We start from the raw sequence: 13984 nt of genomic DNA on the forward strand, positions 1-13984 counted from the left end.
GTCCGACCGTCTCGTCGTACAGGAAGCGGGCCGTGTCCGGTGTGTACCGGACACGGCCCGCTCTTTGCTGTGAGGCGGTATCGAGTGAATCGCTTCGTGGATACGATGCGAAAAGGTATGGCGCATCCACCGGACAGCGACTGCATCTCTGAGTGGGGAGACGGGGCCATGCGATCGATGAGCCGCACCGGACTGGTGAGCGCGGGTCTGAGCCTTGGAGCGGTCGGCGGATTCGTCGGCAGCCTGCTCAGGCAACGTAGCGCTCTGACAGCCGCGCGGGATGCGGCGAGCGAAGGAAGCGAGGAACAGCCTTCATGGGGCGTCGGCTCGTGCCGCTCACGCTGGACAACCTTCAGGATCTTCCCCCACGCTGCCGCTCGTGCGTCTTCTGGGAGCTCGACCCCGTCAGCGGAGAAGCGGCCGTAAAGGGGGGAACCTCCGCGCTGGAGAAGGAAGCCTGGATCTCCGCCGTCCTGCTGGACTGGGGGTCGTGCGGGCGGGTGGTGTACATCGATGACGTGCCGGTGGGGTTTGTGCTCTACGCCCCTCCCGCCTATGTCCCGCGCTCGACGGCCTTTCCCACGAGCCCGGTGTCGCCCGACGCCGTCCAGCTGATGACGGCCTTCGTCCTGCCTGGCTATCAGGGGCAGGGGCTGGGCCGGGTGCTGGTGCAGACGGTCGCCAAGGATCTGCTGCGCCGGGGCTTCAAGGCGATAGAGGCCTTCGGCGACGCCCGCTGGAAGGAGCCCGCTTGTCTGCTGCCGGCGGACCATCTGCTGGCCGTGGGCTTCAAGACGGTACGGCAGCATCCGACGCATCCCCGGCTCCGGCTGGAGCTGCGCTCGACGCTCTCCTGGAAGGAAGACGTGGAGATGGCGCTGGACCGGCTGCTGGGAGCGGTGCAGAAGGAGCCGGCGCTGAGGCCGCTGTAACCACCGCGTCAGTGGCGGTACATAAGTGAATGGGCCAACCCCTGGGGGTTGGCCCATTCGTGTTTCACGTGAAACGTCACTCGGCGATGAAGTCCTCGAGGTCGCGGAGGATCGCGGCCTTGGGCTTGGCACCGACGATGGTCTTGGCGACCTCGCCGCCCTGGTAGACGTTCAGGGTCGGAATGGACATGACGCCGTACTTGGCGGCCGTGGCCGGGTTCTCGTCAATGTTGAGCTTGACGATCTCGATCTTGTCGCCGTGCTCGGCGGCGATCGCCTCCAGGGACGGGGCGATCTGGCGGCACGGACCGCACCAGGCTGCCCAGAAGTCCACCAGGACGGGCTTGTCGCTCTTCAGGACGTCCTCGTCGAAGGAGGCGTCGGTCACGTTCTTCAGGTCGGCCACAGCGGGCTCCTCAACTCGTTCGTGCGGTGGGGCGGGGAAGGGGAAGGTCAGACGGCGGCGGTCTCGGACTCAGCCTTGTCCTCGTCCGCGAGGGCGGAGAGGAAGCGCTCGGCGTCCAGGGCGGCGGAGCAGCCGGTACCGGCCGCGGTGATCGCCTGGCGGTAGGTGTGGTCGACCACGTCGCCGGCGGCGAAGACACCGGTGAGGTTGGTGCGGGTGGACGGCGCGGCCACCTTCAGGTAGCCCTCCTCGTCCAGGTCCAGCTGGCCCTTGAACAGCTCGGTGCGCGGGTCGTGGCCGATCGCGATGAACAGGCCCGTCACGGGCAGCTCGGACAGCTCGCCGGTCTTGACGTTGCGCAGCTTCAGACCGGAGAGCTTCTGCTCGCCCTGGACCTCCGCGACCTCGCTGTCCCAGACGAACTTGATCTTCGGGTCGTTGAAGGCGCGCTCCTGCATCGCCTTGGAGGCGCGCAGGGTGTCCCGGCGGTGGACGATCGTCACGGACTTGGCGAAGCGCGATAGGAAGGTGGCCTCCTCCATCGCGGTGTCGCCGCCGCCGATCACGGCGATGTCATTGTCCTTGAAGAAGAACCCGTCACAGGTGGCGCACCAGGAGACACCGCGACCGGAGAGGGCGTCCTCGTTCGGCAGGCCGAGCTTGCGGTGCTGGGAGCCGGTGGTGACGATGACGGCCTTCGCCTTGTGGATCGTGCCCGCGGTGTCGGTGACGGTCTTGATCTCACCGGTCAGATCGACGGAGACGATGTCGTCGGGGATGAGCTCGGCGCCGAAGCGCTCGGCCTGCGCCCGCATGTTGTCCATGAGCTCGGGGCCCATGATGCCGTCACGGAAGCCCGGGAAGTTCTCGACCTCGGTGGTGTTCATCAGCGCGCCACCTGCGGTGACGGCGCCCTCGAACACCAGGGGCTTCAGCGACGCGCGCGCGGTGTAGAGGGCCGCCGTGTAGCCTGCCGGCCCGGAGCCGATGATGATCACGTTACGGACGTCGCTCACGGCTTGATTCCTCGTCTCTGGTCTGCGTCAGTCGACCGGTGGGAGCACCTTTCGGAGCTCTCACACCACCCAACGGATCCTACGGGGCGCGCATTCCCGGTGTGTCCGGGCACACGCATACCGGGTGGGGGTGACTGACAGACCGCTCCAGCGGACTCAGTGCCGGGCGAAAGTGTGCTTCAGAAGCACAGTCCCGGCCGTGCCGGGCTGCTGGCGGACGCAGGCCGCGTCGACAACGTAGGCCGTGACCTGTGTGCTGTCGTCGGGGTCCGGCAGGACGACCAGGTACGCACTCTTCCCGCCGTAGCTGCCGGTCTTCGCCGCCAGGGCCTGACCACTCCGGGGGATCGCCAGCCGGACGCAGTCGGGGACGGAGATCTGCGTCTGCAGCAAGGTGTTCGCGCTCTCGGTGCCCGTCGGGGTGCTGTGGTCGTCCGTGACCCCGGACCGTGGGCGCTGACTGTTGTAGCCCGGCTGCAGCGTCTTCTTCGTGACGAGCAGATCGTGCACCTGGTTCTGGACGCTGGTACCGGAGAAGGCACTGATGGACGGGCTCGGCGTGCTGTGAGCCGTCGTGGTGGAGCTCCCGCCGGTGAGTGACTGGATCACCAGGGAGCCGGCTCCCAGGACGGTGGCGGTGAGCACGGTTCCCAGGAGCACGGTCCTGCGGCGCCGGCCACGTCCGCTCTTCTTCCGGCCGGGGCCGGTCGTCGCCTGTGGGTGTCCGGCAGGGCGATCGGCGGGACGATCGGCCGGGGCCGATGTTTCACGTGAAACATGCCCCTCGGCGGCGAGGGCGGCATCGATACGAGCGGCCACGTCGGCGGGCATGGGCTCGGCCTCCGGCGCGGACCCCAGGAACCCGCGGATCTCCTCCAGCGAGGCATGGACGTCCGCACAGGGGTCGCAGGTCTCCAGATGGCGCCGTATGTCCGTGCTGCGGTCCGGCGAGAGAAGGCCTTCGGTGAGGTCGGAGATTTCCTCGACGTCCGGGTGTCCGGCCGTGTCGGTCATGGAAGTCACGCTCGCCCACCTCCGCCCTTCACTACGGCTGAGTCGCTCGGTCCCGTGTCCCTGGGGCTCTGATGCGGAGTCCCCGTTGCCGGTGGGACGGATGTCCCCTCCACCCGGTTCCGTCCGGGCCCGGGTTCCTTTCCGCCTCCGCCTCTGCCCCCACCTCCACCGCCTTCGGGCCGTAGATGGGTCAGCAAGGGCAGGAGTCTCGCTCTGCCCCGGGCGCACCGGCTCTTCACCGTCCCCGTGGGCACGTCGAGGATCCGGGCAGCCTCCGCCACGGGATATCCCTGCATGTCCACCAGGACCAGAGCGGCCCGCTGATCCTGCGGCAGCGTGCCGAGGGCCTCGAGCAGCTGGCGGTGCACATCGTTGCGTTCGGCCGGCGCCGAGGCCGACTCGTGCGGCTCCAGCAGCTGCTCCAGCCGCTCGGTGTCGTCGACCGGCGACGTCTTCCGCGAGGCCGCCTTGCGGGCACGGTCCAGGCAGGCGTTCACCGTGATCCGGTGCAGCCACGTCGTGACAGCCGACTGCCCCCGGAAGGTGTGGGCAGCCCGATAGGCCGACACCAGGGCGTCCTGAACGGCGTCGGCGGCCTCCTCACGGTCCCCCAGCGTCCGCAGAGCGACCGCCCAGAGCCGGTCCCGATGCCGCCGCACGATCTCACCGAAGGCCTCGGGATCGCCTTCCACGTGGCGGGCGAGCAGGTCCGCATCCGTTGCCTCGGCGTCTATGTGATCACCTCTCGCCCTGCGACCGTGCCGTCGTCCGACAGTTTTTGTTCTGCCGGGGAGTGAGTCAAGGCGTCTTCTTCCTCACGGACCGGAGGAGCGGTGCGCTGCCCTTTCCATAGCTCAGCTGGTCACCTTGACGTCCGCCAACCTGCCGCGCCAGTGGCCTTCCCCGTCCGAGGGCAGCTTGGTCAGCCACACCAAGAGGTACCGGGTCTTGAGGGACTTGCCGGGCTTGAGCACCACCGTCGTGCCCGATCCGCCGGCAACCTTGGCGTAGGCGTCGAACGAGGTCGGCTCCGACCCCACGTCCGCGCCGGCGGCACGGAGCTCGACCGACGTCTCGCCCACGAAGGTGACGGTTGCCTTTCCGACCTGCTGGACCTTGCCGAGGTCGAGGATCAGACCGACACCCGGCTTGAGATTGCCGAACTCCGGGCTCAGGTAGAAGCTCGTCTCCCAGTTGGTGGACGGGCTGTTGTCGAAGGCCTTCGTCACGTCGTTGGGGTTCTCGGAGCCGTCGTTGCCGAACGGGTCGAAGTCGCGGCCGCCCTTGATGGAAATGGGGCGGCCGGAAGGCGACGCCTTCGTGCCCTTGTCGCCGTCGTCCGTCTGCTGGCTCTTGTTGGTGTCGTCGGACTTGCCGCCCTGGCCCATCAGGGCGTCCGCCAGCTGCCAGCTGCCCAGGCCGAGGGCCGCGATGAGGAGGGCCGAGACCGCCCACTTCAGGGCCTTGCCGGTGCGGCTCTGCAGCGGGGGCGGCGGGGGCGCGATCGGCTGGGTGGCGCCGGGGTGCGGCGCCGGGCGGCCGTAGGTGCCCTGCTGGTAGGTCGTGCGCTGGTACTCCGGCGGGGCCGTGAACGCCGGCTCCGGCGGGCGGATGCGGGGCATCTCGCCGATCGCCTTCACCAGCTCCTCCGGCGTGGTGCACGGAGCCTCGTGCCGGGACGCGGTGGCCCCGTTGTTGGCGAGCGCGCGCATGGCCAGTTCGGACAGACCCCGGTGGACACCGGCGCGCACCTGGTCCGGCGCGATGAGGCCGACGCCCTTGGGGAGGCCGGACAGGCCGTACGCGTCGTTGTCGTACGGCCAGCGCTGGGTCAGCGCCGCGTACAGCAGGGCGCCGATGGCCTCGGTGTCCGTGCGTTGCGGGGTGTCGGAGCTGATGCCGCGCAGCGCGGCGTTCACGGCGAGGCCGCGGATGCGCCACTGGCCGGTCGACGTACGCAGGACGGCGTTGGGGTTCAGCCGCAGATGGGCGAGGCCCTCGCGGTGCGCCGCGGCCATGGCGGAGGCGATCTGACTGACCATCTGGTAGGCGTCGTGCGGCTCCAGCGGAGTGGCCGCGAGCAGCGTGGTCAGCTCGGTGGCGTCAGGCAGCCACTCGTGCACGACGTAGACGAGGTCGTTCTCCTCGACGGCGTCCAGGACCTGGACGAAGCGCGGGTCGCCGAGCAGGGCGGAGGAGCGGGCGGCGGCCAGGACGGAACGGGCCCGCGTGTGGTCCGCGGGCAGGATGTGGACGCCGACGGCACGACGGAGTTTCTCGTCGACCGCACGCCAACTGCTGAATCCGTCCAGACGGGTGACGCACTCCTCCAGTCGGTAGCGTCTGGCGAGCTTGTGGCCGCTGTGCAGTTCGGGAGGCGACGTCTTCTCTCCAGGACCGTCGATTGAGCTGCTCCCCTGCGCCTCGTCGCTGTCCTTGTCCCGCTCCGGGTTCATGGCCACCCCGTCGGCCGTGGACTGGTCCGCCTTGGCGGTCAGCGGCTGCTCACCGCTGTTGTCTGCCACGTCGACGGCAGCCGTGCTCCGTTCCGCCACCGTCGTCCCTGCCTCCCCATCCGTTGCATGCTGTCCGACGCCGAAACCAATTGTGCCCACAGTCCGCCGCTATGCACGACACACGGCGGCGGACGAAGGTTGTGCGGCTGCCCCCGCCTCAGCGACCCAGTCGCCCGCGCACCATGCCCACGAGCGAGTTGAGTTCGTCGATCCGCATCCGGCGGGCGGCGACGAAGAAGACGCCGAGCAGGACGGCACCGCCGACGAGCAGCGCGGCGAAGGAGCCGACGACGCCCTGGCCGAGGGTGTGTCCGATGCCGTAGCAGGCCGCGCCGCTGAGCAGGGCCGCCGGGACCGAGGCGATGCACAGCCGCGCGTACGTCCGCAGCACCCGGACGCCGTCCAGGTCGCCGCCCAGCCGCTTGCGCAGTCTGCGCCAGGCGACGCCCACACCGATCGCGTAGGCCAGGCCGTACGCGGCGGCCATACCGGCGACCGCCCAGCGGGCGGGCAGCAGGAAGTAGCACAGCACCGAGGCGCCCGCGTTGACGGCGGCGACGATGACGGTGTTGTAGAAGGGCGTGCGGGTGTCCTCGTAGGCGTAAAAAGCGCGCAGGACGACGTACTGCACCGAGTACGGGATCAGGCCGAGGCCGAAGGCCATCAGCATGTAGCCCATGTTGGTGGCCGCGTCGGTGCCCGAGGAGCCGAAGATCAGCGTGCACATCGGGATGCCGAGCGACAGGAAGCCGAAGGCGATCGGGACGATGGCGACCGCGGTGGTCCGCAGGCCCTGAGAGATGTCGTCACGGACCGCGCCCGCGTCGCCCTCGGCCGCCGAGCGGGAGATGCGCGGCAGCAGGGCGGCCATCAGGGACACCGTGATGATGGCCTGCGGCAGGCCCCAGATCAGCTGGGCGTTGGCGTAGGCGGCGAAGCCGGTGCCCGCGACGCCGGAGTCCTTTCCGGACGCCGTGGACAGCTGGGTGACGATCATGGCGCCGGCCTGGTTGGCCAGCACGAACAGGACCGTCCACTTGGCGAGCATCGCGGCCTTGCCGAGGCCGTGGCCCCGCCAGTCGAACCGCAGCCGGATCCGGAAGCCCGTCTCGCGCAGGTAGGGGATCATCGCCAGCGCCTGGACGACCAGGCCGAGCAGCACACCGATCCCGAGCAGCCGCTGGCCCTCCGCCGGGATGTTGGTGACCGTCATGTGGGAGTGAGAGGCGGTGCCGTAGACCCAGATGAACATGCCGAGCGTCACGATGATGACGATGTTGTTCAGTACCGGGGTCCACATCATCGCGCCGAACTTCCCGCGCGCGTTGAGGATCTGACCCATCACCACGTGGACGCCCATGAAGAAGATCGAGGGCAGGAAGTAGCGGGTGAAGGTGACCGCGACGTCGTTGGCCGCCGGGTTGGAGGCGACCGGGTTGGACAGCATGCGCACCAGCAGCGGCGCCGCGAACATCGCGAGACCGGTCAGCGCGGCCAGTGCCACCATCACCAGGGTCAGCAGCCGGTTGGCGAACGCCTCGCCGCCGTCGTCGTCCTCCTTCATGGCCCGCACCAGCTGCGGCACGAAGACCGAGTTGAGGCCGCCGCCGACGGTGAGGATGTAGATCATCGTCGGCAGCTGGTAGGCGACCTGGAAGGAGTCGCCGAGGAAGTAGAGGCCGAGCGCGGAGACGATCAGTGCGGAGCGGACGAAGCCGGTGAGGCGGGAGACCATCGTGCCCGCCGCCATCACCGCGCTGGACTTGAGCAGGTTGGCCGCCTTGCCGCCCTTCTTCGCGGGCGCGGCGGGCGCGGACTGGGCGGCGGCCATGGCAACGGTCGGAGCGGCGGCTGCGGACTCCGCGGCACCGTGCGCCCCGGCGGGCTCCGGTGCCATGGCCGGGGACGGAACGGGGGGCTGCGCCGGGTTCCCGGGCGGGGCCGGATAGCCGGCCCCGGCATACGGGACGCCCTGCTGCCGGCCCTGGCCGTACGCCTGCGGGTACTGGCCCGCCGGGCCGTATCCGTTGCCCGGCGCGGCGGCCGGGCCGGGGAAGGACGGGGGATCGGCGGGCATGTGCCCGCCGCCCTGCTGCTGGTCCTTGAAGAGGTGCGCGAAGGCGTCCGGCTCGTGGTACTCCTCACCGGAGTGCGTGACCAGGTCGTCCACGCCCACGAACTGGGTCGTGCGCGGGTCGTCGCCGTACGGCAGGTACGGGTTGGCGCCCTCCGGCTCCGGCGCCGGGGTCTGCGCCCACACCTGCGGGTCGGGGGCGTACGGCGACTGGGCGGGCGGGGCGTACATCTGCTGCTGGTCGTGGCTGCCCGGCAGGGGCGGCGGGTGCGCGGCACGGTCGTAGAGCGCCTCGGCGACCGGGTCCTGGGCGGTCAGGTCATGCGCCCGGTAGGGGTCCTGGTCGTAGGCGTCCTGGAGGTACATGTCCGCCGCGTGCTGCGGCGGTACCTGACCGGGCTCCGGCGGCGGCTCGGGGTAGCCCGAGCCGGCCGCGCCCTGGCCGCGATCACCGTCGTACGGCGCGTTCATGCCTTACCCCACCTCATCGTCCCGGGCCCACCGGCCACGACATCGCTCAACGGTCCACTCTCTCACCCGTCCCGGACGGGTCGGCGCTTTCCGGTGCGGTGTCCGGCGCGGGGTCACTCGGCTGCTCCGGGTCGTCTGCCCCGGCGGGGGCGTCGGAATCCTCCGGTTCCTGCGGGAGACGATCCGAGGGCGCGCCGGGGTTCCCGGGCCCGTCGGTGTCCTCCCCCGCCGCGTCCGGGCCGTCCTCCCCGGCCTGGCGGGCGGCCGCGCGCTTGCGCTGGGTGTACATCCGGAAGCCGGCGAGGACGAGAAGGAGCACGCCGCCGCCGATGACCAGCATGACGGTGGGCGTGACCTCGGTGACCTTCACGTCGAAGCTGACGGGGTCGCCGTACTCCTGGCCGTCCTCGGTGTACAGCTGGGCGACGACCGTGACCCGGCCGTTGGCGTTGGCCGCGGTGGCGAACTTCACGGACTGGCTGTGCCCGCCGGAGACCTCGACCGGCTGCTCGGCGTAGGCCTTGCCGCCGATCTTCAGACGCGTCGGATTGGACGAGGTGAGGCGCAGGACCAGGTGGCCGACGGGCTGGACCAGGTTGTTCTGGACGGTCACCGGGATGGTGGCGCTGCGGCCGGAGAGTTTGGTCTCCGACTTCTCGATCAGCTTGACCTGGGCGGCCAGCTCGTCGAGCCACCCCTCCACGCCGTTGCGGTAGCTGTCCGCGTGCCCGTTTTTGCCCCGCCACGACGTGGACATCTCACGGTTTATGGCCCGCCCGAACGGCGTGACGACACGGGAGCGGTCGGTGAGGACCACCTGGAAGTTGTCGAGCTTGTCCTGGGTGCGCGCGATCTGCTGGAAGGCCGACACCGGCAGCTCCTGCCGCCGCAGCGAGGAGGGGTAGGACCGGGTCGACGGGATCTGCGTGGTGGCGTTCGGGTCGGGCTTGTCCTTGGCCGCCGAGGTGAGGTCCTGGGACTGCGACCAGTTCGCGCCCTCGAGCGCCTTCAGCGCCGCTGCCATCGCCTGGGCCTGGCTCGCCGTGGGCATCCGCTGCGGGGCGACGACGATGCTGCGCTGCTTGTCCGTCTGCTCGTTCACCTCGAGGCTCTGCGCCAGGAACTCCTGCACGGCCAGCGTCGACGGATCCGCCTTGGCCAGGTCGCCCTCGAAGGCCGTGGAGAGCCGGTCGTCGGCAACGACCGCGGTGATACCGCCACCGACCGGGCGGGCGGCCGAGGGCGTGTACGTCAGCCCGGCGGTCTCCTGGAGGCTGTCGCTGCGGGCGATCACCCGGTCGGCTCCGGCGGAGGTCGCGACCTTCATGATCGCCGGGTCCACGGCACCTTCCACCGGCCAGGCGAAGTCGGTGGTCGGTGTGACATGGAGCACGGTCTTGACGGTGGTGGCGGCCACGTCGGTGGCGTCCTTGAGGTGGCTGAGCGAGCCGGTGACGCTGGTGCCGTTGTGCGCGAGGGACGCCAGGTCCGGGTCGGCGAACGGCAGCGCGACGACCTCCTTGCCTGCCACCGCGTCCTGCAGGTTGGCCAGCCACTGCTTCGCGAGCACCTGGTGCTCCTTGGGGCCGGGCGTGGTGGTGCCGTTGTCCCCGGGCAGCCGGTAGTTGCCGGTCGCCATCGCGTCCACCGAGGCCAGCAGGTCCGGGTCGATCACCCAGGTGACGTCGAGGTCCTTGCCCAGGTCCACCATCTGGGACAGCCGGCCGCCCGGCGCCAGTTCCTTGGCGAGGTCGTCGTTGAGGAACACCGGCGTCTGCAGCTCGCCGGCCCCCGTCCTGGCCGTCATGTGGACCGTGGAGAGCAGCGGCCACAGGAACGTCGTCTTCGTCTTGGTGTCCGCCTCCGACGGCTGCCACGGCAGGAACGTCCGCTGGATGCCGAGCACCTGGGACCAGGGCTGGGCGGCGGTCTGGCCGGACAGGGAGACCCCGAACTCGTAGACACCGTTCGCGCCGAGGTCGAGCTTGTCCACGGGGACGGAGATGCTGAAGTGCTCGGCGACGCCCGGGGCCAGCGAGGCGAACTTCTCCGCGTACTTCCCGCCGACCTCGGGTCCGGTGGCGCTCTCCACGTCGTCGGAGTGCTGGGCCACGCTGTCGATCGCCGAGCGGGTGGTCAGCGGGGGCCCCACCCGCAGGCCCACATGGGCGCCGGTGACGGTCTGCTTGCCGTTGTTGGTCACCGTGCCAGACACGGTCAGCGTGTCGCCGTCCGTGGGGGCGTTCGGGGTGAGCGAGTCCAGGGCCACGGACACCGTGTCCGAGGAGGCGGCCTGAGCGGGCGCTGCGGCGGGCAGCTGGAGCAGACCGGCCAGTAGAGGCGCCCCGGCGAGCAGCGCTCCGGTGCGCCGCAGCCAGCGGCGCGCAGGGGAGGCACTGGTTGCCTGGAAGTCAGCCGCCTCGGCCACGCGCTCGCCCGTCCCTCGTCGTCAGTGGTCGTCGGAATGTGCGTCCACGCATGGTAACGAGGCGCGCTGAGGGGAAGTGCCGCGGTCTCCTCCACAAGATCGAAGAAGTCCGGCGACCTGTCCTCTATATCCAGTATCGAGGGGAGAGTTTCTGTACGCCGTAAGAGCAGTGCTTGCGCGGGTATGCCGAGAGCTGTCCTCGGCCACTTTCACCGGGTCGTCCCGCGATCTTCACCGGGCAGCCCCCGGAAGAAATCGAGGACACCCCTGGCCGCCGGGGCACGTACCCTCTTCTGTTGTGCCGAACCCCAACGAAGACACTCCCTCCGCCCTGAGCCAGGCGCAGCACCGCGCGGTCGCCGAGCTGCTGCGGGTGGCCCCTGTCGCCGACGATCTCGCCCGCCGATTCCAGGAGGCCGGGTTCTCCCTCGCCCTGGTCGGCGGGTCGGTGCGCGACGCTCTGCTCGGCCGGCTCGGCAACGACCTGGACTTCACCACCGACGCCCGCCCCGAGGACGTACTGAAGATCGTCCGGCCCTGGGCGGACGCCGTGTGGGAGGTTGGAATCGCCTTCGGCACGGTCGGCGCGCAGAAGGACGGCTACCTGATCGAGGTGACCACCTACCGGTCGGAGGCGTACGACCGCACCTCGCGCAAGCCCGAGGTGTCGTACGGCCACTCCATCGAGGAGGACCTGGTCCGCCGGGATTTCACGGTCAACGCGATGGCTGTGGCGCTGCCGGAGAAGGAGTTCGTGGACCCGTACGGCGGCCTGGAGGATCTCGCGGCACGGGTGCTGCGTACGCCGGGCACCCCCGAGGAGTCGTTCTCGGACGACCCGCTGCGGATGATGCGGGCTGCCCGGTTCGCCGCCCAGCTGGACTTCGCGGTCGCCCCCGAGGTCGTCACCGCGATGACCGAGATGGCGGGACGCATCGAGATCGTCTCCGCCGAGCGGGTCCGGGACGAGCTGAACAAACTGATCCTCTCCTCCCACCCGCGCAAGGGCCTGACCCTGCTCGTCGAGACCGGGCTCGCCGACCACGTCCTGCCCGAGCTTCCGGAGCTGAGCCTGGAGCGGGACGAGCACCACCGGCACAAGGACGTCTACGAGCACACGCTGATCGTCCTGGAGCAGGCGATCGCCCTGGAGCAGGACGGCCCCGACCTCACGCTCCGGCTGGCCGCGCTGCTGCATGACATCGGCAAACCGCGCACGCGCCGCTTCGAGAAGGACGGCCGGGTCTCCTTCCACCACCACGAGGTGGTCGGCGCCAAGCTGACGAAGAAGCGCATGACCGCCCTGAAGTACTCCAATGAGCTGGTGAAGGACGTCTCGCGGCTGGTCGAACTGCATCTGCGCTTCCATGGCTACGGTACCGGGGAGTGGACAGACTCGGCGGTCCGCCGTTACGTCCGTGACGCGGGCCCGCTGCTGGACCGCCTGCACAAGCTGACCCGCTCTGACTGCACCACCCGCAACAAGCGGAAGGCGGCCGCGCTGTCCCGGGCCTACGACGGCCTGGAGGGGCGCATCGCCCAGCTCCAGAAGCAGGAGGAGCTGGACGCTATCCGCCCGGACCTGGACGGAAACCAGATCATGGAGATCCTGGGCGTCGGCCCCGGCCCAGCCGTCGGCAAGGCGTACAAGCACATGCTGGAGCTGCGGCTGGACAACGGGCCGATGGAGCACGATGCGACGGTGGCGGCGCTCAAGGAGTGGTGGGCCGAGCAGAACTGAGGTCGCGGGCGAGGTCATGTTTCACGTGAAACATGACCGGGACGCTAGCGAGGGGGCGATGTTTCACGTGAAACATCGCCCCCTTCGCCGTCCCGGCTCCCCTCATAACGGGCCATGGATACGGTGACCCCGGCATAGATCAGGGCGACGAAGACCACCAGCACCGCCGAGCGGCCGTCCGGTGGAAGCATCAGGGCGGCCACTCCGGCAGCACCGACGAAGGCAACGTTGAAGAGGACGTCGTACACGGAGAAGATCCGGCCCCGGAAGCCGTCATCGATGCGGGCCTGGATGATCGTGTCCGTGGAGATCTTGGCGCCCTGGGTGATCAGGCCCAGGACGAAGGCCGCGACCAGCAGAGGACCGGTGGCGAACGGGAGACCGAGGGCGGGTACCAGGATCGTGGCGGCTCCGGCGCACACCACGATCCACCGGCCGGGCCCGAGCCGTCCCGCCGCCCCCGGCGTCACCACGGCAGCCGCGAAGAAGCCCGCGCCGGACACGGCCAGCGCGAGGCCGAGCAGCTTGAGTCCCTCATTGGGGGTGGCGGTGAGGGTGTAGCGGCTCAGCATGAGCAGCAGGACCAGGAGTGCGCCGTAGCAGAAGCGCATCAGCGTCATCGAGGCCAGCGCCCAGACGGCTTCCCGGCGCCGGGGCTCGGCCAGATGCCGGATGGCCGCGACCAGTTCGCGCGCGGTGACGACGAGGGTGGTGTGCAGAGGGGGCCGCACCGCCTGTCGGTCAGGGCCGAGCAGCGTGCGGGGCATGCTCAGGGACGCGAGGCTCGCGCTCAGGTACAGGCAGGCGCTGAGCAGGACCACCGCTGCATCGGAGTCCGACGCCACCAGGCGTACGACGAAGGCCAGGCCACCGCCGGCGGTTGCGGCGAGTGTGCCGGCCGTCGGGGACAGGGAGTTGGCCAGCACCAGACGCTCGGCGTCCACCACCCGGGGCAGGGACGCGGACAGCCCGGCGAGAACGAAGCGGTTGACGGCTGTGACGCACAGCGCGGAGATATAGAAGAGCCAGTCCGGGACATGGCTGACCACCAGTACGGCGGTGATCGCCGCCAGCACCGCGCGCAGCAGATTGCCGTGGACGAGGACCTGCCGGCGCCGCCAGCGGTCCAGCAGGACGCCCGCGAAGGGGCCGACCAGGGAGTAGGGGAGCAGCAGCACGGCCATCGCCGAGGCGATCGCCGCGGCCGAGGTCTGTTTCTCCGGGGAGAACACGACATACGCGGCGAGCGCGACCTGGTAGACGCCGTCGGCGCCCTGGGACAGCAGACGGACGCAGAGCAGGCGTCGGAAGTACCGCAGACGCAGCAGGATGCGCAGGTCACGCAGGACGGGCATGGGCCCAGCCTCACATATGCGGAAGGTCCCC

General features: G+C 69.9%; 10 protein-coding genes. 2 read left to right on the plus strand and 8 right to left on the minus strand.

All coding sequences use genetic code 11. From position 1 onward, the window contains the following. Positions 1–314 precede the first annotated feature (314 nt). Positions 315–932, plus strand: coding sequence for a GNAT family N-acetyltransferase (locus ACH47Z_RS14615; RefSeq protein ID WP_399073592.1), 618 nt, complete (start codon positions 315–317; stop codon positions 930–932). A gap of 76 nt (positions 933–1008) precedes the next feature. Here ACH47Z_RS14615 and trxA read toward each other — a convergent pair whose 3' ends face one another. From trxA to ACH47Z_RS14650, 7 genes are all read right to left on the minus strand, one after another. Then, positions 1009–1338 carry a thioredoxin gene (gene trxA / locus ACH47Z_RS14620; RefSeq protein ID WP_399073593.1) on the minus strand — a complete coding sequence of 110 codons (330 nt, stop codon included), beginning with the start codon at positions 1336–1338 and terminating at the stop codon, positions 1009–1011. A 47-nt stretch (positions 1339–1385) separates the two neighbouring features. Continuing rightward, complete coding sequence (gene trxB / locus ACH47Z_RS14625) at positions 1386–2354, minus strand: thioredoxin-disulfide reductase (protein ID WP_399073594.1); 969 nt, start codon at positions 2352–2354, stop codon at positions 1386–1388. A gap of 156 nt (positions 2355–2510) precedes the next feature. Next, a complete protein-coding gene (locus ACH47Z_RS14630; protein ID WP_399073731.1) occupies positions 2511–3368 on the minus strand; it encodes an anti-sigma factor family protein in 858 nt (285 codons plus the stop codon). 5 nt (positions 3369–3373) lie between these two features. Beyond that, entirely contained in the window at positions 3374–4102 is a 729-nt protein-coding gene (sigM, locus tag ACH47Z_RS14635) for an RNA polymerase sigma factor SigM (protein ID WP_399073732.1), read from the minus strand. Between the two features lie 120 nt (positions 4103–4222). After that, positions 4223–5923, minus strand: a complete 1701-nt coding sequence (locus ACH47Z_RS14640; protein ID WP_399073595.1) for a protein kinase family protein — start codon at positions 5921–5923, stop codon at positions 4223–4225. Positions 5924–6041: 118 nt separating this feature from the next. Beyond that, on the minus strand, positions 6042–8429 hold the full coding sequence (gene murJ, locus ACH47Z_RS14645) for a murein biosynthesis integral membrane protein MurJ (RefSeq protein ID WP_399073596.1): 2388 nt from the start codon (positions 8427–8429) through the stop codon (positions 6042–6044). Positions 8430–8475: 46 nt separating this feature from the next. Next, a complete protein-coding gene (locus ACH47Z_RS14650; protein WP_399073597.1) occupies positions 8476–10857 on the minus strand; it encodes a DUF6049 family protein in 2382 nt (793 codons plus the stop codon). Between the two features lie 298 nt (positions 10858–11155). On the opposite strand from ACH47Z_RS14650, the gene ACH47Z_RS14655 reads away from it, so the two are divergent. Continuing rightward, on the plus strand, positions 11156–12598 hold the full coding sequence (locus tag ACH47Z_RS14655) for a CCA tRNA nucleotidyltransferase (protein WP_399073598.1): 1443 nt from the start codon (positions 11156–11158) through the stop codon (positions 12596–12598). 44 nt (positions 12599–12642) lie between these two features. On the opposite strand, the gene ACH47Z_RS14660 is transcribed toward ACH47Z_RS14655, so the two are convergent. Next, a complete protein-coding gene (locus ACH47Z_RS14660) occupies positions 12643–13953 on the minus strand; it encodes an MFS transporter (protein ID WP_399073599.1) in 1311 nt (436 codons plus the stop codon). Positions 13954–13984: the final 31 nt, after the last annotated feature.

Source organism: Streptomyces sp. NPDC020192 (assembly GCF_044388685.1).
GTDB lineage: Bacteria > Actinomycetota > Actinomycetes > Streptomycetales > Streptomycetaceae > Streptomyces.

Excerpts from the sequence above, each read along its gene's own strand:
- ACH47Z_RS14660 (WP_399073599.1), bottom strand. The coding sequence starts at position 13,953 with ATGCCCGTCCTGCGTGACCTGCGCATCCTGCTGCGTCTGCGGTACTTC.
- murJ (WP_399073596.1), bottom strand. The coding sequence starts at position 8,429 with ATGAACGCGCCGTACGACGGTGATCGCGGCCAGGGCGCGGCCGGCTCG.
- ACH47Z_RS14630 (WP_399073731.1), bottom strand. The coding sequence starts at position 3,368 with ATGACCGACACGGCCGGACACCCGGACGTCGAGGAAATCTCCGACCTC.
- ACH47Z_RS14615 (WP_399073592.1), top strand. The coding sequence starts at position 315 with ATGGGGCGTCGGCTCGTGCCGCTCACGCTGGACAACCTTCAGGATCTT.